This window comes from Azoarcus sp. DN11, from assembly GCF_003628555.1.
GTDB lineage: Bacteria > Pseudomonadota > Gammaproteobacteria > Burkholderiales > Rhodocyclaceae > Aromatoleum.
In genome coordinates this window covers 3,945,116-3,961,399 of sequence record NZ_CP021731.1, presented here as the reverse complement: position 1 = coordinate 3,961,399, position 16,284 = coordinate 3,945,116, and the positions used below count along the sequence as shown (strand labels likewise).

The following is a 16,284-nucleotide window of genomic DNA, read 5'->3' as shown; positions in this document are numbered from 1 at the left end:
AATTCCTGCGCGTCAGCTCTTCTTGACTTCGCTGCGGTCGGCCAGTTTGTTCTCCAGGTAGTGGATGCTGGTGCCGCCTTCCATGAAGCGTGCGTCGAGCATCAGTTCCTGGTGCAGCGGGACATTGGTCTTGATCCCCTCGACGACCATCTCCGAGAGCGCGATGCGCATGCGGCGGATCGCCTGTTCGCGCGTGTCGCCGAAGGCGATCAGCTTGCCGATCATGGAGTCGTAGTGCGGCGGGATCGTGTAGCCGTTGTAGACGTGCGAATCGACGCGGATGCCGGGGCCGCCCGGCGTGTGCCAGTTGCTGATCTTGCCGGGGCAGGGGGTGAACCTGAACGGGTCCTCGGCGTTGATGCGGCATTCGACCGCGTGGCCGCGGAAGACGATGTCCTTCTGGCCGAACCAAAGCTTTTCGTTGGCCGCGATGCGGATCTGGGCCTGCACGATGTCGATGCCGGTGATGAGCTCGGTGACCGGGTGCTCGACCTGTACGCGCGTGTTCATCTCGATGAAGTAGAACTCGCCGTTCTCGTACAGGAACTCGAAGGTGCCCGCGCCACGGTAGCCGATCTTGCGGCAGGCTTCGGCGCAGCGCTCGCCGACCTTGGCAATGGCCTTGCGTTCGATGCCGGGCGCGGGGGCTTCCTCGATGACTTTCTGGTGGCGGCGCTGCATCGAGCAGTCGCGCTCGCCCAGATACACGGCGTTGCCGTGCTCGTCGGCCAGCACCTGGATTTCCACGTGGCGCGGGTTCTCGAGGAATTTCTCCAGGTAGACGACCGGGTTGCCGAATGCCGCCTGCGCTTCGGCGCGCGTCGTCTGCACGGCGTTGAGCAGCGCCGCCTCGGTGTGCACCACGCGCATGCCGCGGCCGCCGCCGCCGCCCGCTGCCTTGATGATCACCGGATAGCCGATGTTGCGTGCGATCTTGACGATTTCCTTCGGTTCCTCGGGCAGCGCGCCGTCGGAGCCGGGCACGCAGGGCACTCCCGCTGCCTTCATCGTGTCCTTCGCGCTGACCTTGTCGCCCATCAGGCGGATCGTCTCGGCGCGCGGGCCGATGAACGCGAACCCCGACTGCTCGACGCGCTCCGCGAAATCGGCGTTTTCGGAGAGGAAACCGTAGCCGGGATGGATTGCCTCGGCATCGGTGACTTCCGCTGCCGAGATGATGGCGGGAACGTTGAGGTAGCTCAGTGCCGAGGCGGCCGGACCGATGCACACCGACTCGTCGGCGAGCTTCACGTACTTGGCTTCGGTGTCGGCGACCGAGTGCACGGCGACGGTGCGGATGCCGAGTTCGCGGCAGGCGCGCAAGACCCGAAGGGCTATTTCGCCGCGGTTTGCGATCAGGATCTTTTCGAACATGGCGTGCGATTAGCCGATGACGAACAGCGGCTGGCCGTATTCGACCGGTTGACCATTCTCGACCAGGATCGCCTTGACCGTGCCGGCGAACTCCGACTCGATCTCGTTCATCAGCTTCATTGCCTCGATGATGCACAGGCGGTCGCCGACGGCGACGCTCTGGCCGATGTCGGCGAGCGGCTTCGCGCCCGGCGCGGTGGCGCGGTAGAAGGTGCCGACCATCGGCGACTTGACGACGCTACCCTCGGGCAGCGCATCGGCGGCGGGCGCCGCGACGGCATTGGCGGCCGGCGCGGCCACGGCGGCCAGCGGAGCCGGTGCGAGGTAGGCGGGGGCAGCCGGCGCGGCGATGTGCTTGGCGATGCGCACCTTTTCTTCGCCCTCGGTGACCTCCAGTTCGGAAATGCCCGATTCCTGGACAAGGTCGATCAGTTTCTTCAGCTTGCGCAGATCCATGCTGTTCTCCGGACGAGACGGCACCTCAAGGGTGCCCAGAGTGTGTTGGTATTCAGGTTTTCCGCAGTTGCGTGAGGGCGAATTCGAGTGCGGCCATGTAGCCGTAGGCGCCCAGTCCGCAAATCACGCCGACGGCGCGATCGGAAAAATAGGAGTGATGCCGGAACGGTTCCCGTGCGTGGATGTTCGACAGGTGCACTTCCACGTAGGGAATCGCCACCGCGGCCAGTGCGTCGCGCAGCGCGACGCTGGTGTGGCTGTAACCCGCGGGGTTGATGATGATGTAGTCGACGGCTTCGGCGGCCGCGGCCTGGATGCGGTCGATGAGCTGCCCCTCGTGATTGCTCTGGAAGGATTCGACCACGACGCCCGCGGCGCGGCCGCGCGCATCCATTGCGGAATGGATGTCGGCCAGCGTGGTGCGGCCGTACACATCCGGTTCGCGAGTGCCGAGGAGGTTCAGGTTGGGGCCGTGCAGGACCAGGATCCGGGTCTGCGGAGGGGGCGGCGCCTCGGTGGTCTTGCTGCGTTTTGAGCGCGTCATGACGACAAGTTTGCCGCAGATCGTGGCACTTTGTCCAGCGGAGACATTTCGCAGCCCCCTATCGCGACGCAAGAAGTGCGCGAATTTTGCCTTCTAGTTCGGCTTCGTTCAAGGTGCCGAGCTTCACGAAATCCAGTTCTCCCTGCCGGTCGAAGATCGCGGTGAATGGGAGCGCCTGGGTGCTGTTTCCGAGCGCGCTCGTCACGGCCAGCGTCTGCAGCGGGGCAATCAGCAGCGGGTAGGGAACCTTGTTCTCCTCGGCGAATTTGCGCACGTTGTCGGGCTGGTCGATGCCGATGCCGACGAATTGCACCGGTGCGTCGGCGAAGCGCCGGCTGACGGCGGAGAACTCCGGGATCTCGTGCAGGCAGGGCGGGCACCACGTGGCCCAGAAGTTGACCACCAGCACCTTGCCGCGCCACTGCGCGAGAGCCTGGTTCGCGCCATTGCTGTCCGGCAGGTTCAACGCGAGGATCGGCGCGCCGGCGTCGCGGGTGACCTGTGGTGCGCCCGAGGCGGGGGAGGGGGCGATCGAGCGTTGGGCGAGGTAACCGCCCAGTGCGGCGATTGCCGCGACGGTGACGATCAGGGCGTTGCGGGTGGTGGGTTTCATGGGGGTATCCGCTCAGCGTGCCGGTTCCATTTCGCCGTGCTCCTGCACCAGCAGGGCCTCGACGGCGGGCAGCCGCGCCCGGTCCGCGTGCCGTCGGCCGGATCGCTCGGCGTGCGCCTGATACACCGACAGGCGGATCGGTACCTGCTCCCACTCGAAGCTGAGGATCGCTTCGGGGGCGTTGGGCGCGGGGCGGCGAGGCTCGCGGTGCTCGTAAGTGATGCCGTGGTTGAGGAAGAAGATTTCGACTTCCTTCGCGCTCTCGGGGAAGAGTTCGATGTCGACCTCGGTATAGCGGCCCGCCGTGCCGTCCAGCACGCCGCCGGTGAGGTAGGGGCGGAATTCGTCGAGCAGGCGCATCACGCCGACCGCCGCGTGTCGCATCTCGAGGAGCCGTTCCGTCTGCTCCTCGTCCTGGTAGAGCGCCTGCCACGCCCGCAATTCGGCTTCGATCTCGGCATTGTTGGGCAGCGAGTCGGTGTCGGAGGCGCCGAGCTGGCGGGCGGCCTTGCGCTTGGCGAAGCCGAAATCGCTGATGCCGTCTTCGGCCATCATGCGGGCCGCTGCGGCGGCGATTTCGCGCCGCAGGGTTCCGGAGCGGGAGGGAGGCGCGCGGAAAGTCATGGTCGCGAGTCCGGCTGACGGTCGAGGTAGAATGCGCTCCATTCTACACGGGCCGGTTTCAGGCACATTGCAGCCGCCCGTCAATCCCGGAGTTTCGATGCATATCCACATTCTTGGCATCTGCGGCACCTTCATGGGCGGCGTGGCGCTGCTCGCGCGGTCGGCCGGGCATACCGTCACCGGTTGCGACGCGAACGTCTATCCGCCGATGAGCACCCAGCTCGAGGCGCAGGGCATCGGCCTGACCGAAGGTTACGACGCTGCGCAGCTCGATCTCGCCCCCGACGTGTTCGTCGTCGGCAACGCGATCTCGCGCGGCAACCCGCTGCTCGAGGCGATCCTGGAACGCGGTTTGCCCTACGTGTCGGGCCCGCAGTGGCTCGCCGAGCATGTGCTGCAGGGGCGCTGGGTGCTTGCCGTCGCCGGTACGCATGGCAAGACGACGACGACTTCGATGCTCGCGTGGATGCTCGAGGACGCGGGGCTCAATCCGGGCTTCCTGGTCGGCGGGGTGCCGGGCAACTTCGGCGTGTCGGCGCGACTCACCGACTCGCCCTTCTTCGTAATCGAGGCGGACGAGTACGACACGGCGTTCTGCGACAAGCGCTCGAAATTCGTGCATTACCGTCCGCGCACCGCGATTCTCAACAACCTCGAATTCGATCACGCGGACATCTTCGCGGATCTCGCGGCGATCGAGACGCAGTTCCACCACCTCGTGCGCACGATTCCCGCCTCGGGCCGCATTCTTGCGAACGCGGGCGAGGACAGCCTGAAGCGGGTGCTGGCGCGCGGCTGCTGGTCGGAGCTGGAGTGGTTCGGCGATGCGGCACAGTGGTCGGTGGAGCCCGGCGCGGATGAAGGCGAGGCGGTGTTCCGCCTGCGTGGCGAGGAGCTCGGGCGCGTGGCGATGCCGATGTCGGGCAGCCACAACCGCAGCAACGCGCTCGCTGCGATCGCTGCTGCGCGCCATGTCGGCGTTACCCCCGCGCAGGCGATCGCGAGCCTCGCGCGCTTCGAGGGCATCAAGCGGCGCATGGAAGTACGCGGGCGTGTCGGCGGCGTGACCGTCTATGACGATTTCGCCCACCATCCGACCGCCATCGCGCTCACCGTCGAAGGGTTGCGGCGGAAGGAAGCGCAGGGGCGCATCCTCGCAGTGCTCGAGCCGCGCTCGAACACGATGAAGCTCGGGGTGATGAAGAGCCGCCTGCCGGCGAGCCTGGCGTTGGCCGATCGCGTCTTTTGCTACGCGAACGGCTTGGGCTGGGACGCCGGCGAGGTACTCGCGCCGCTGGGCGAGCGGGCAGGGGCTTTCGATACGCTGGACGAACTGGTGGCGGCGGTCGTGGCCGAGGCCCGTCCGGGCGACCACGTGCTGGTCATGAGCAACGGCGGCTTCGGCGGCGTGCACGAAAAGCTGCTGGCCGCGCTGCGCTCGCGTAGCGCGGATTGACGGAACAAGGGCGCGGTCGTGAACCGCGCCTGCCCACAGCCTGGCCGCCGCCGATCCGGCGTGCTTCAGTCCTTCTTGCCTTCGAGCTGGCGGGCCTGCTGGTCGGTGATGTACTCGAACACCTTCACGACCTTGCGTACGCCCTCGGTGCGGCGCGCGATTTCGGTCGCGGCGTCGGCCTCGCGGCGCGTCACGATGCCGAGCAGGAAGACCGTTCCGGCTTCGGTCACGACCTTGACGTGATTGGCGCTGAATTGTGCCGCGTCGACGAAGCGCGCCTTCACCTTGGACGTGAGCAGCGAGTCGTTGCCGCGCGAAGTCAGCGACGAGATGCCGGCCACCTGGATCTCGTTGACGATGCCCTTGACATTCGCGATGCCGCCCGCGACGCGCTCGGCCTCGGCACGATGCGCCTCGGTGGGGGCTTCGCCGGTCAGCAGCACATTGCGGTTGAATGCGGTCACGTTGATATGCACGGCGTCGCCGAGGCGGTCGCGCAGCGCGCTCGACGTGCGCCATTCGATGCCCTCGTCTTCGACGTAGGCGCCCGAGGTGCGGCGGTCGGTGGCCATGACCGCGCCGGCGCCGACCCCGCCCGCGACCAGCGGGAGGCAGCCCTGCAGCAGCGGCAGCGTCGCCGCGGCGGCCAGGCCGAGGATGAGGGTTCGCCGGTTGGCCAGAAGAGTCTTGTTGTTCATGTTAGTCCTCAACTCCGAGTAACAGACAATCGATGCCGTCGCACAGGCAGTGCAGGACGAGCAGGTGTACTTCCTGGATGCGCGCCGTGCGGTCCGCGGGGACGCACAGGTGGATGTCGCCGTCGCCCAGCAGTTCCCCCATCCTGCCGCCACCCTTGCCGGTGAGCGCGATGACGCGCATTTCCCGTTCATGGGCCGCTTCGATCGCAGCGATCACGTTGGGAGAATTGCCGCTGGTCGAGATCGCGAGCAGGACGTCGCCGGGTTGCCCGAGGGCGCGCACCTGTTTCGAAAACACCTGGGTGTAGTCGTAATCGTTGGCGATCGAGGTCAGCGTGGAGGTATCCGTCGTCAGCGCCACTGCGGCCAGCGGCGGCCGCTCCATCTCGAAGCGGTTGACCAGTTCGGCGGCGAAATGTTGCGCGTCGGCCGCCGAGCCGCCGTTGCCGCACGCGAGGATCTTGCTGTTGTTGAGAAGGCTGGCGGTCATGATCTCCACTGCACCCGCGATCGGGGCGGCCAGCGCTTCCAGCGAGTCGAGCTTGGTGCGGGCGCTGTCTTCGAATTGTCGGGAGATGCGGTGAATCAGGTCCATGGGGCACTCTGGTTACATTTTTTTAGGGGCAAAGTCTAGCATGAGGCGAATGCCGGCCTCGCCGCGGGGCCACGCAGCGCGAGTGTGGCGTGTCGCACGTGTCGGCGGAGGGATTCCTTACAGATGCTTACCACGCGCCGGCGTCGAATGCCCCGCGCAGCCATTCGATCGCGCCTTCGTCGAGCGCGTTCATCAGCACGGCATCGAAGCGGCAGGGCCGCTCGGTGTGGCACCTGCCCGCGCCCGCGAGCCACCAGCGCGCCGCCAGCACGATGCGCCGGCGCTTGGTCGCGGTAATGCTGGCGGCCGCGCCGCCGAAGCGCGGATTGCTGCGCAGGCGGACCTCGACGAACACCACCGTGCCGCGGTCGAGGCACACCAGATCGACCTCGCCGCCGCGGCAGCGCACGTTGCGGCCGAGAACGACGAGGCCCCGGCGCACCAGGAAGCGTTCCGCGAGATCCTCGCCCGCCTGTCCGCGCCCTTGCGTCCCGGGCGTCGCGCGCCGGACAATGCCTTCCCTTTTGCCTCGTCCTTCGGCTTCCATGACCACCAGTCCGTCGCCCCTTTCCAGTACCCCGTCATTGTATGTGGTGGCGACGCCGCTCGGGAATCTTCAGGATATCGGCATCCGTGCGCAGGCCGTGCTGGCGGGGGTCGATGCGATCGCCGCCGAGGACACGCGGCACAGCCAGCGCCTGCTCGATGCCCTCGGCATCCGCACGAAGCTCTTCGCGCTGCACGAGCACAACGAGCAGGCGGCGGTCGGGCAGGTGATCCGCATGCTGGAGGCGGGCCGGCAGGTTGCGCTGATCAGCGACGCGGGCACGCCTGCGATCTCGGATCCCGGCGCGCGGGCGGTGGCGCGCGTGCGCGAGGCGGGATTCCCGGTCGTGCCGGTGCCCGGACCGTGTGCAGCCATCGCCGCGCTGTCGGCGTCCGGCTTCGTCGATGACGGCTTCCGTTTCGTCGGATTCCTGCCGGCGAAGCAGGCGGCCCGTCGCGCCGCGATCGAGGATCTGCGTGCGCAGACGGTGCCGCTGGTGTTCTACGAATCGCCGCACCGCATCGCCGAGTGCGTGGCCGACCTCGCCGCGGTGCTGGAGCCTGTGCGCGACATCGTGATCGCGCGCGAGATCACGAAGATCTACGAACAGATCGCCCGCATGCCGCTGGGAGCGGCTCCGGCCTGGCTCGCTGCGGATCCGAACCGTTGCCGCGGCGAGTTCGTCCTGATCGTTGCCGGCGCCCCGGCCGCAGAGGGGCTGGGTGCCGAGGCCGAGCGGGTGCTGGCGCTGCTGCTGGCGGAACTGCCGGTCAAGAGTGCCGCGCGCCTTGCCGCGGAGATCACCGGCGCGGCGCGCAACACGCTCTATGCTCGTGCGCTGGAGCTCAAGGGCGGCTGAGCGTGCATATAATTGCGCCAACATCCGATCCAGGAACACCATGCAGACCCTTTCCCTGATTCGCCCCGACGACTGGCACCTTCACGTGCGTGACGGCGCGGCACTGGCGGCCGTCGTTCCGCATACGGCGCAGCGTTTCGGTCGGGCGCTCATCATGCCCAACCTGCGCCCCCCGGTCACGACGACCGCGCAGGCGCTCGGGTACCGCGACCGCATCCTCGCGGCAGTGCCGGCCGGCGTCGCATTCCAGCCGCTGATGAGCCTGTATCTCACGGACAACACGGCGCCGGACGAGATCGATCGCGCGAAGGCGAGCGGCGCGGTGATCGCGGTGAAGCTCTACCCCGCCGGTGCCACGACCAACTCGGACGCAGGCGTGACGGGGATCGACAAGGTCTGGCCGGTGCTCGCGCGCATGGAGCAGCTCGGCGTGGTGCTGTGCGTGCACGGTGAGGTCACGCACGGCGATGTCGATGTCTTCGACCGCGAGCAGGTCTTCATCGACCAGGTCCTCGCGCCGCTGACGCAGCGTTTCCCCGCGCTGCGCGTCGTGTTCGAACACATCACGACGGCCGACGCCGCGCAGTTCGTGAATGCGGCAGGTCCCAATGTCGGCGCGACGATCACCGCCCACCACCTGCTGCTCAACCGCAATGCGATCTTTGCGGGCGGCATCCGTCCTCATTACTATTGCCTGCCGGTGCTCAAGCGCGAAACGCACCGGCGCGCGCTGATCGAGGTCGCGACCTCCGGCAGCGCGAAGTTCTTCCTCGGCACCGATTCCGCGCCGCATGCGCGTTCGACGAAGGAGGCGGCCTGCGGTTGCGCCGGCTGCTACACGGCGCACGCCGGCATCGAACTCTATGCCGAGGCCTTTGAGCAGGCCGGTGCGCTGGACAAGCTCGAAGCCTTTGCGAGCCTGAACGGGCCGGCGTTCTACGGGCTGCCGCCCAATGCCGGGCGCATCACGCTGGCGAAGCAGGCGTGGGATGTGCCGGCGGGCTACGACTACCTGCCGGGCGATCCGTTGGTGCCGTTGCGTGCGGGCGAAAAAGTCGGCTGGCGTTTGCTCTGATCCGGGGAGGGGGCATGCTGGGTGCGAGGATGAAACCGTTTGCCGCGCTGGTGCTGCTGCTGCCGCTGCTCGCAGCGTGCGAGAACAGCGCCACCGCGTACATGATCGAGGGGAGTCAGCACGCGCTGATCCTCGTGCGCGAGAAGCCGTACTTCTGGCAGAGCACCGTCAACCAGGCGGTGATCGCCTCGCGCTTGCCACATTGCCAGAACCGCGTCGCCATCCACCCGGACGGCACCGAAATGACGCCGATGGAAGTGTTTGGGGCGGGCGACCACCTGTGGGCGCTGCATCAGGGCAGTCGCTGGTATCTCGCCAGCACCGAAAAATGCCAGGTGCAGGATTGGGACAATGCCGCGGGGGGCGCTCCCGGCACTGCATTGGGCACGTTCCGTTTCAGGGATGGCGTCGCCACCTTTGTTCCGGCAGGGAAGTAGGCGCTCGCGTATAATCCCCGACGGGAAGTTCGCCAGGCAGTCGCTGCGTACCTCGTGTGCGTGGAGGAAAGTCCGGGCCCCGCAGAGCAGGATGCCGGCTAACGGCCGGGCGCCGTGAGGCGACGGAAAGTGCAACAGAAAGCAAACCGCCGATGGCCTGTTCTCAGGCACAGGTAAGGGTGAAATGGTGGGGTAAGAGCCCACCGCAGGACTGGCAACAGGACTGGCACGGCAAACCCCATCCGGGGCAAGGCCAAATAGGGGAGCAATGGCGTGGCTCGCGCTGCTCCCGGGTAGGCTGCTAGAGCGCCGTGGCAACACGGCCCCCAGAGGAATGACTGCCCGGCGGTCGCGACGCGAGTTGCGGCCGTTCGACAAAACCCGGCTTATCGGCGAACTTCCCCTTCCCGTTTCGCCGCTGCCTCGGCGGTTTTTCTCCACTTTCATGTGCAATTTCCCACAGTTCCCCACTTCGGGCCCGAAGTGCGCGCGAATCTCGCGGTTTTTCTCATGAAGTTGCGCTATCTGCCTTGATTTTTCAGGCTTTATCGCAACGCATCAGTCGCCCATAAGTCATTGTGTAACAACGGAAAAGTCCGTGACTTCGGCTTGACCCTCAATTTCCTTTACTCTAAAGTGGGGGCTGGTGGTGAAAAGTGGGTCGAAGTGGCATATTCAGGCTGCTTCGACGGGGAAAATCAGGGGGGTGAATGTTCCAGGGAGCCGCTGCGCTCAGTCTCGATGCCAAGGGTCGCCTCGCGATCCCCGCACGGCATCGTGACGCCCTCGTTCCCGACGGGGCGCCCCTGGTCGTCACGGCCCATCCCCACAAGTGCCTGCTGGTGTACCCGAAGGCGGTCTGGGACCCGATCCGCGAGCAGGTGGCGGCGATGCCCGGCCTCGATCCATCGGCCGCCGCGCTGAAGCGCCTGCTGATCGGTTTCGCGCAGGAAGAGGAGCTCGATGGTGCCGGGCGCGTCCTGGTCGCGCCGTCGTCGCGCCAGTGGGCCGGCCTCGACAAGCAGGTCTGGCTGGTCGGCCAGGGTACCCATTTCGAATTGTGGTCCGATGCCGGCTGGCAGAAGCAGCAGGAGGCTATGCTGGCACTGGCCTCCGGTGCCCTGCCGGCCGGATTCGAGAGTCTGGCGCTGTGAACCTCTCGCCGCAGCACGTCACCGTGCTCCTCTCCGAAGCTGTCGATGCGTTGGCCGTTCGGTCCGACGGGATCTATGTCGACGGTACGTTCGGGCGGGGCGGCCACAGCCGCGCGATCCTGGCCGCACTCGGGCCCGCGGGGCATCTCATCGCGTTCGATCGCGATCCGGCGGCAATCGCGGTCGGCCGGCAGATCGCCGACCCCCGCCTGTCACTCGTCCATGCGCCCTTTAGCGAATTCGCGGCCGAGCTGGATCAGCTCGGCGTGGCGCGGGTGGATGGCGTGCTTCTCGATCTTGGCGTGTCCTCGCCGCAGCTGGACGAGCCGGAGCGGGGCATGAGTTTTCGTTTCGATGCGCCGCTCGACATGCGCATGGACACGAGCCGCGGGCAGACCGTGGCGCAATGGCTGGCAGAGGCGTCTGTCGCGCAAATCACGGAGGTGCTCAGGGATTATGGGGAAGAACGGTTTGCTCATGCGATTGCAAAGGCGATTGCAACTGCTCGGACAGGGGGGGCTGTTGCAACCACTCGACAGCTTGCCGAGATCGTGGAAAAAGCGGTCCGTACACGCGAGCCGGGGCAGCACCCGGCGACCCGCAGTTTCCAGGCTCTACGGATTTTCATCAATCAGGAGCTCGAAGAGCTTGCGCTGATCCTGCCGGCTGCGGTGGCCCGCCTGAATCCGGGCGGACGGCTGGCCGTGATCAGCTTTCACTCGCTCGAAGATCGCATCGTCAAGCGCTTCATGCGTGACGAATCGCGTCCGCCGCAGCTGCCGTCGCGCCTGCCGGTGCGCGCGGCCGACCTGCCCAAGCCACGGCTGGCGCTCGTCGGCAAGGCGCAGCGGCCGGGCGACGCGGAAGTCGCCGCCAACCCGCGCGCGCGCAGTGCCGTGATGCGCGTCGCCGAGCGCACGGAGGTCCCGGCATGATCCGCGTCGATGCCTTTCTCGTGGCCGTGGCCGTGGCGAGCGCGCTCGGCGTGGTGGCCTCGCAGCACCAGGCCCGCAAGCTGTTTTCCGAGCTCGAACGCGAGCAGAACCGTGCCCACGGGCTGGAAGTCGAGTGGGACCAGTTGCAGCTGGAACAGAGTACCTGGGCCGCGCACGCACGCATCGAGAAGCTTGCCCGCGAACGCATCGGGATGCGTCCTCCGGCACCGGGGCAGATGTTCTCGATCGAGGGGGTGAAATGACCAAACAGCGTACTGTGACGTTCAATCACAACCCGCTGCTGCGGCACGGTCTGCCGACCTGGCGTCCGCGAGCGGTGATGCTTGCCCTGATGGTCTGCTCGCTGGCACTGGTCGGGCGCGCAATGTACCTGCAGGGGGTCAACAACGAATTCCTCCAGGCCAAGGGCGAGTCCCGCTACGCGCGCGTGCTGGAAGTGCCCGCAACGCGCGGCCACGTGACCGACCGCCACGGCGACATGCTCGCGGTGAGTACGCCCGTACGCTCGATCTGGGCCATTCCGACGGACGTGACGCTGACGCCGCCGGATGCCCGCAAACTCGCCGGCCTGCTGGAAATGGACGTGCAGGAGTTGAACCATCGTCTCGGCGGGGGGCGTGATTTCGTTTATCTGAAGCGCCAGGTGTCGCCCGAGACCGCGCAGCAGATCGCCGACCTGAAGCTCACCGGCATCCATCAGCAGCAGGAGTATCGGCGTTACTACCCCGGTGGCGAGGTGATGGCGCACGTGCTCGGTTTCACCGGGGCGGACGACAAGGGGCAGGAGGGGGTCGAGCTGGCCTTCGACGGCCTCCTGGCGGGCAAGCCGGGTGCGCGCCGCGTGCTTCGCGATCGCCGCGGACAGGTGATCGAGGACGTCGAGGAGATCCGTGCTCCGCGTGACGGGCAGGATATCGCGCTGTCGATCGATGCGAAGATCCAGTACCTCGCCTACTCGGCCTTGCGGCAGGCGATGCAGACGCACAAGGCGAAGGCGGGCGCGTCGGTGGTGCTCGACGCACGTACGGGAGAAGTGCTTGCGCTGGTGAACGCACCGACCTACAACCCGAACAACCGCTCCGACCTGAGCGGGGCGCAGTTGCGCAATCGCGTGCTCACCGACGTCTACGAGCCCGGCTCGATCATGAAGCCGTTCATCATCAGTCTGGCGCTCGAACAAGGCAAGGTGCAGGCCAACACCATCATCGATACCTCGCCGGGTCGCCTGACGATCGGCAAGGCGACCATTTCCGATGCCCATCGGCACGGCGCACTGACCGTGGCGCAGGTGATCCAGAAGTCGTCGAACGTCGGCACCGCAAAAGTGGCGTTGACTTTTCCGCCTGATGAAATGTGGCACCTCTACGACGCCCTGGGTTTCGGCAAACCGCTCAATCTGGGCTTCCCCGGTGAGGCTGGCGGGCGGCTGCGTCCGGCGAAGACGTGGAAGCCGATCGAGCAGGCCACGATGTCCTACGGCCACGGCGTGTCGGTCAGCCTGATCCAGATGGCTCACGCATATCTGGTCTTCGCGCGAGACGGCGAACTGGTCCCGCTGTCGCTGACGCGGCTCGATTCCCCGCCCACGGGCGGCAGGCGTATCTTCTCCGCGGCGGCCGCGCGTGAGATGCGCGGAATGCTCGAACTCGCGTCCGGCCCCGGCGGCACCGCACCGCAGGCCCAGATCGCCGGCTACCGCGTCGCCGGCAAGACGGGGACGGCGATCAAGGTCGAAGGGGGACACTACACGAACAAGTATGTTTCATCCTATGTCGGACTGGCCCCGGCTTCCGATCCCCGGCTTATCGTTGCGGTGATGATCGATGAACCCTCTGCGGGACAGTATTACGGCGGTACGGTAGCGGCGCCGGTGTTTGCCCAGATCACGGAAGGCGCCTTGCGCGCGCTCGGCGTGGCGCCGGACGCCCCGCTCGTGCCCTTGCAGCTTGCGCAGAGGCCAGGTGCTGCAGCCGCCGCGCGGGAGAGCATGTGAGCGTCGAAGCTGCCTCCGGGATCCTCGATCGTCTGCGCCGGGCGGGCGTCAGCCCCGTGGGCATCACCGCCGATTCGCGCCGTGTGCAGCCGGGCGACGTCTTTGCTGCGTGGCCGGGTTCCATCGCAGACGGACGCCGATTCATCGGTGCCGCAGTCGAGCGGGGTGCCGCGGCCGTGCTGTGGGACGACGCCGACGGTTTCTGCGTCGAGGGGCTTCCGGTCCCCGCGATTCCCGCTCCGTCCCTGCGCCGCCTTGGCGGCCATCTCGCGCACCTGATCCACGGGCGCCCGTCCGAGAAGCAGTGGGTGGTCGGCGTGACCGGCACCAACGGCAAGACGACGGTGACGCAGTGGCTGGCCGCTGCCCTTGGCCGCCTCGGCGAGCGCTGCGGGGTGATCGGGACGCTGGGCAACGGGTTCCCGGGGCAGCTCGCCGATACGCTGAACACGACGCCGGATGCGCTCGAAGTGCATCGCATCCTCGCGGGTTTCCTTGCGGCCGGCGGGCGTGCCGCGACGATGGAAGTGTCGTCGATCGGGCTCGACCAGGAGCGTGTCAACGCAGTGGCTTTCGACGTCGCGGTGTTCACGAACCTGAGCCGCGATCATCTCGACTACCACGGCAGCATGGAAGCTTACGGCGCCGCGAAGGCTCGGTTGTTTGCGCTGCCGGGGCTTGGCGCCGCGGTGATCAATCTCGATGACGCCTTCGGAACGGACCAGGCGCGCGGGCTCGCGGCCGCGGGATTGCCGGTGATCGCTTACACGCAGGTCGCGGAACATGCGACGGCCATCCATGGCGCGCGGGTGCTGAGTGCGCAGGATGTGCGGATGTCGCCGTCCGGCGTGCGGTTCGTGCTGGCATTCGAAGGGGCGCGCCGCGAGCTCGATGCGGGCGTGGTCGGGCCGTTCAATGTCTCGAACCTGCTGGCGGTAGCCGGTGCGCTGCTCGCGCGAGGCCTGCCGCTGGACGACATCGTGCAGGCCATCGCGCAGCTGACGCCACCGAAAGGGCGCATGCAGCTCGTCGGCGGTGTCAGCGAGCCGCTGGTCGTGGTGGATTATGCGCACACGCCGGACGCCCTCGCGAAAGTGCTCGAGGCGGTCCGTGCGACCGTGGCGACGCGCGGCGGGCGTCTCGTGTGCGTGTTCGGATGCGGTGGCGACCGTGACGCGGGCAAGCGGCCGCTCATGGGCGATGTCGCGCGCCAGTTCGCCGATCGCGTGATCGTGACCAGCGACAATCCGCGCAGCGAGGATCCGGTGAGGATCGTCGACGCCATCATGCAGGGCGCGGGTCCGCAGGCCGACCGTGTCATCGACCGTGCGCAGGCGATCCGCATCGCGGTGGGCGAGGCGGCGGCCGACGACGTCATCGTGCTCGCGGGCAAAGGGCATGAACCGTATCAGGAGATCATGGGTGTGCGTCTGCCCTTCTCGGATGTCGAACAGGCGCGCGCCGCGTTGCTCGAATGGAATCGCGTGCGGGGGGCGGGAAAATGCTGAGCCTGGGCGACATCGGCCGGCTGCCGGGCTTTCAGGTAAACGGTGACGCCACGTTTACCTGCGTCGGCACGGACAGCCGGCGCATCCGCGCCGGTCAGCTGTTCGTCGCGTTGCGCGGCGAACGCTTCGACGGCCACGATTTCGTCGAGCAGGCCATCGCCGCCGGCGCGGTTGCGGTCATGGTGGATGAGGACTGGGAGCACACGCACGGCGACCTCGAAGTGCCGCGCGCGGTGGTCGGCGACACCCGCCGCGCGCTCGGCGCGCTTGCGGCCCACTGGCGCAGCCGCTTCGACATCCCGCTGATAGGCATCACCGGCAGCAACGGCAAGACCACGGTCAAGGAGATGTGCGCCGCGATCATGCGCGCCCAGTCGCGCCACGACGGGTACCCGCTGGAAAGCGTGCTGGCGACGGTCGGCAATCTCAACAACGACATCGGCTTGCCGCTGACCCTGCTGGAACTGCGCGGCGAACACCGTGCGGCGGTCATCGAGATGGGCATGAACCATCCGGGCGAAATCGCGTATCTGACGGACGTCGCCCGTCCGAGCGTGGCGATCGTCACCAATGCGCAGCGCGCACACTTGCAGGGCATGGGTTCGCTGGTCGAGATCGCGAAGGAAAAGGGCGCGATCTACGGCGGCCTCGGCGCAAACGGCGTCGCCATCGTGAACGCGGACGACACCCACTGCGCGCTGTGGCAGGAGGACAACCGCGGACGTCATGTGGTGACCTTCGCGACAGGACGCGCCGCCGACGTGACGGCGACGAGCGAGGTCCATGGGCTCGGCACGCATGTGCAGCTGACGACGGCCGACGGCAGTGTCGAGTTCGAACTCGCGGTGCCCGGCGAGCACAACGTTCGCAATGCGGCTGGCGCCGCCGCGGCCTGCCTTGCAGCCGGGGCGTCGCGCGATGCCGTTGTCGAGGGGTTGTCCGGTTTCGGCGGTGCGCCGGGGCGGCTGCAGCGGCGCGTCGGCCTTGGCGGTTCGCAGATCATCGACGATACCTACAACGCCAACCCCGACTCGGTGCGCGCGGCGATCGACGTCCTGGCCGCGACGGCCGGCCATACCGTTCTCGTGCTCGGCGACATGGGCGAGGTCGGCATGACCAGCGCGCAACTCCATGACGAGGTCGGCGGTTACGCGAAGAGCAAGGGTATCGACGCGCTGTATGCGCTGGGCGACATGAGTGCGGTGGCGGCGCACAACTTCGGCGACGGCGGGCAGCACTTCGCCAGCGCCGAGGCACTGATCGCGGCGCTGGCGCCGCGCCTGGATGCGAACACCGTGGTACTGGTGAAGGGTTCCCGCTTCATGCGGATGGAGCGGGTGACGAACGGCCTTGCGGCGGTGCACAATAGCGCCCCCTCACAGGAGTCTCACTAGT

18 protein-coding genes and 1 other RNA gene are annotated in these 16,284 nt (G+C 67.2%); 11 read left to right on the top strand and 8 right to left on the bottom strand.

What is annotated here, in order from left to right:
* Nucleotides 1–12: 12 nt before the first annotated feature.
* Genes accC through CDA09_RS18300 form a run of 5 tightly spaced genes read right to left on the bottom strand, consistent with a single transcriptional unit; the run spans nucleotide 13 to nucleotide 3,542 of the window.
* On the bottom strand, nucleotides 13–1,374 hold the full coding sequence (accC, locus tag CDA09_RS18320; RefSeq protein ID WP_121429961.1) for an acetyl-CoA carboxylase biotin carboxylase subunit: 1,362 nt from the start codon (nucleotides 1,372–1,374) through the stop codon (nucleotides 13–15).
* 9 nt (nucleotides 1,375–1,383) lie between these two features.
* Complete coding sequence (gene accB / locus CDA09_RS18315; protein WP_121429960.1) at nucleotides 1,384–1,830, bottom strand: acetyl-CoA carboxylase biotin carboxyl carrier protein; 447 nt, start codon at nucleotides 1,828–1,830, stop codon at nucleotides 1,384–1,386.
* A 52-nt stretch (nucleotides 1,831–1,882) separates the two neighbouring features.
* Nucleotides 1,883–2,374: a type II 3-dehydroquinate dehydratase gene (gene aroQ, locus CDA09_RS18310; protein ID WP_121429959.1), complete on the bottom strand. Its 492-nt coding sequence runs from the start codon at nucleotides 2,372–2,374 to the stop codon at nucleotides 1,883–1,885.
* A gap of 58 nt (nucleotides 2,375–2,432) precedes the next feature.
* Nucleotides 2,433–2,987, bottom strand: coding sequence for a TlpA family protein disulfide reductase (locus CDA09_RS18305; protein WP_121429958.1), 555 nt, complete (start codon nucleotides 2,985–2,987; stop codon nucleotides 2,433–2,435).
* A gap of 12 nt (nucleotides 2,988–2,999) precedes the next feature.
* The gene (locus CDA09_RS18300; protein WP_174718494.1) at nucleotides 3,000–3,542 is read right to left on the bottom strand and encodes a hypothetical protein; all 543 of its coding nucleotides are present in this window, start codon (nucleotides 3,540–3,542) and stop codon (nucleotides 3,000–3,002) included.
* A gap of 166 nt (nucleotides 3,543–3,708) precedes the next feature.
* Between CDA09_RS18300 and mpl the strand changes: the two genes are divergently transcribed.
* Nucleotides 3,709–5,067 carry a UDP-N-acetylmuramate:L-alanyl-gamma-D-glutamyl-meso-diaminopimelate ligase gene (mpl, locus tag CDA09_RS18295; protein ID WP_121429956.1) on the top strand — a complete coding sequence of 453 codons (1,359 nt, stop codon included), beginning with the start codon at nucleotides 3,709–3,711 and terminating at the stop codon, nucleotides 5,065–5,067.
* Nucleotides 5,068–5,132: 65 nt separating this feature from the next.
* Here the strand turns inward: mpl and CDA09_RS18290 are convergent, their stop codons facing one another.
* The 3 genes from CDA09_RS18290 to CDA09_RS18280 all read right to left on the bottom strand — a co-directional run bounded on the left by CDA09_RS18290 (nucleotide 5,133) and on the right by CDA09_RS18280 (nucleotide 6,907).
* Entirely contained in the window at nucleotides 5,133–5,765 is a 633-nt protein-coding gene (locus CDA09_RS18290; RefSeq protein ID WP_121429955.1) for a BON domain-containing protein, read from the bottom strand.
* 1 nt (nucleotide 5,766) lies between these two features.
* The gene (locus CDA09_RS18285; protein ID WP_121429954.1) at nucleotides 5,767–6,360 is read right to left on the bottom strand and encodes a phosphoheptose isomerase; all 594 of its coding nucleotides are present in this window, start codon (nucleotides 6,358–6,360) and stop codon (nucleotides 5,767–5,769) included.
* 127 nt (nucleotides 6,361–6,487) lie between these two features.
* Nucleotides 6,488–6,907, bottom strand: a complete 420-nt coding sequence (locus CDA09_RS18280; protein ID WP_121429953.1) for a YraN family protein — start codon at nucleotides 6,905–6,907, stop codon at nucleotides 6,488–6,490.
* On the opposite strand from CDA09_RS18280, the gene rsmI reads away from it, so the two are divergent.
* The 10 genes from rsmI (at nucleotide 6,906) to CDA09_RS18230 (ending at nucleotide 16,283) form a co-directional block, all read left to right on the top strand.
* Entirely contained in the window at nucleotides 6,906–7,766 is an 861-nt protein-coding gene (rsmI, locus tag CDA09_RS18275; RefSeq protein ID WP_121429952.1) for a 16S rRNA (cytidine(1402)-2'-O)-methyltransferase, read from the top strand. The two genes, CDA09_RS18280 and rsmI, sit on opposite strands and share 2 nt — an antisense overlap.
* A gap of 40 nt (nucleotides 7,767–7,806) precedes the next feature.
* A complete protein-coding gene (gene pyrC / locus CDA09_RS18270) occupies nucleotides 7,807–8,841 on the top strand; it encodes a dihydroorotase (protein ID WP_121429951.1) in 1,035 nt (344 codons plus the stop codon).
* 29 nt (nucleotides 8,842–8,870) lie between these two features.
* Nucleotides 8,871–9,278 (top strand): hypothetical protein, encoded by a 408-nt coding sequence (locus CDA09_RS18265; RefSeq protein WP_286164226.1) that lies wholly within the window; start codon nucleotides 8,871–8,873, stop codon nucleotides 9,276–9,278.
* 24 nt (nucleotides 9,279–9,302) lie between these two features.
* An RNA gene (rnpB, locus tag CDA09_RS18260) (RNase P RNA component class A) lies at nucleotides 9,303–9,683 on the top strand.
* Between the two features lie 305 nt (nucleotides 9,684–9,988).
* Nucleotides 9,989–10,432 carry a division/cell wall cluster transcriptional repressor MraZ gene (mraZ, locus tag CDA09_RS18255; protein ID WP_121429949.1) on the top strand — a complete coding sequence of 148 codons (444 nt, stop codon included), beginning with the start codon at nucleotides 9,989–9,991 and terminating at the stop codon, nucleotides 10,430–10,432.
* Complete coding sequence (rsmH, locus tag CDA09_RS18250) at nucleotides 10,429–11,367, top strand: 16S rRNA (cytosine(1402)-N(4))-methyltransferase RsmH (protein WP_121429948.1); 939 nt, start codon at nucleotides 10,429–10,431, stop codon at nucleotides 11,365–11,367. Before mraZ ends, rsmH begins: the two co-directional genes overlap by 4 nt.
* Complete coding sequence (gene ftsL, locus CDA09_RS18245; protein ID WP_121429947.1) at nucleotides 11,364–11,630, top strand: cell division protein FtsL; 267 nt, start codon at nucleotides 11,364–11,366, stop codon at nucleotides 11,628–11,630. The genes rsmH and ftsL overlap by 4 nt, the downstream gene beginning before the upstream one ends.
* Nucleotides 11,627–13,381: a peptidoglycan D,D-transpeptidase FtsI family protein gene (locus CDA09_RS18240; protein WP_121429946.1), complete on the top strand. Its 1,755-nt coding sequence runs from the start codon at nucleotides 11,627–11,629 to the stop codon at nucleotides 13,379–13,381. The genes ftsL and CDA09_RS18240 overlap by 4 nt, the downstream gene beginning before the upstream one ends.
* Nucleotides 13,378–14,889 carry a UDP-N-acetylmuramoyl-L-alanyl-D-glutamate--2,6-diaminopimelate ligase gene (locus tag CDA09_RS18235; protein ID WP_121429945.1) on the top strand — a complete coding sequence of 504 codons (1,512 nt, stop codon included), beginning with the start codon at nucleotides 13,378–13,380 and terminating at the stop codon, nucleotides 14,887–14,889. The genes CDA09_RS18240 and CDA09_RS18235 overlap by 4 nt, the downstream gene beginning before the upstream one ends.
* Entirely contained in the window at nucleotides 14,883–16,283 is a 1,401-nt protein-coding gene (locus CDA09_RS18230; RefSeq protein ID WP_121429944.1) for a UDP-N-acetylmuramoyl-tripeptide--D-alanyl-D-alanine ligase, read from the top strand. The genes CDA09_RS18235 and CDA09_RS18230 overlap by 7 nt, the downstream gene beginning before the upstream one ends.
* Nucleotide 16,284 lies beyond the last annotated feature (1 nt).

Excerpts from the sequence above, each read along its gene's own strand:
- CDA09_RS18240 (WP_121429946.1), top strand. The coding sequence starts at position 11,627 with ATGACCAAACAGCGTACTGTGACGTTCAATCACAACCCGCTGCTGCGG.
- CDA09_RS18280 (WP_121429953.1), bottom strand. The coding sequence starts at position 6,907 with ATGGAAGCCGAAGGACGAGGCAAAAGGGAAGGCATTGTCCGGCGCGCG.
- CDA09_RS18290 (WP_121429955.1), bottom strand. The coding sequence starts at position 5,765 with ATGAACAACAAGACTCTTCTGGCCAACCGGCGAACCCTCATCCTCGGC.
- accB (WP_121429960.1), bottom strand. The coding sequence starts at position 1,830 with ATGGATCTGCGCAAGCTGAAGAAACTGATCGACCTTGTCCAGGAATCG.
- mpl (WP_121429956.1), top strand. The coding sequence starts at position 3,709 with ATGCATATCCACATTCTTGGCATCTGCGGCACCTTCATGGGCGGCGTG.
- accC (WP_121429961.1), bottom strand. The coding sequence starts at position 1,374 with ATGTTCGAAAAGATCCTGATCGCAAACCGCGGCGAAATAGCCCTTCGG.
- mraZ (WP_121429949.1), top strand. The coding sequence starts at position 9,989 with ATGTTCCAGGGAGCCGCTGCGCTCAGTCTCGATGCCAAGGGTCGCCTC.
- pyrC (WP_121429951.1), top strand. The coding sequence starts at position 7,807 with ATGCAGACCCTTTCCCTGATTCGCCCCGACGACTGGCACCTTCACGTG.
- CDA09_RS18230 (WP_121429944.1), top strand. The coding sequence starts at position 14,883 with ATGCTGAGCCTGGGCGACATCGGCCGGCTGCCGGGCTTTCAGGTAAAC.
- CDA09_RS18285 (WP_121429954.1), bottom strand. The coding sequence starts at position 6,360 with ATGGACCTGATTCACCGCATCTCCCGACAATTCGAAGACAGCGCCCGC.
- aroQ (WP_121429959.1), bottom strand. The coding sequence starts at position 2,374 with ATGACGCGCTCAAAACGCAGCAAGACCACCGAGGCGCCGCCCCCTCCG.
- CDA09_RS18265 (WP_286164226.1), top strand. The coding sequence starts at position 8,871 with ATGAAACCGTTTGCCGCGCTGGTGCTGCTGCTGCCGCTGCTCGCAGCG.
- rsmI (WP_121429952.1), top strand. The coding sequence starts at position 6,906 with ATGACCACCAGTCCGTCGCCCCTTTCCAGTACCCCGTCATTGTATGTG.
- CDA09_RS18305 (WP_121429958.1), bottom strand. The coding sequence starts at position 2,987 with ATGAAACCCACCACCCGCAACGCCCTGATCGTCACCGTCGCGGCAATC.
- CDA09_RS18300 (WP_174718494.1), bottom strand. The coding sequence starts at position 3,542 with ATGATGGCCGAAGACGGCATCAGCGATTTCGGCTTCGCCAAGCGCAAG.
- ftsL (WP_121429947.1), top strand. The coding sequence starts at position 11,364 with ATGATCCGCGTCGATGCCTTTCTCGTGGCCGTGGCCGTGGCGAGCGCG.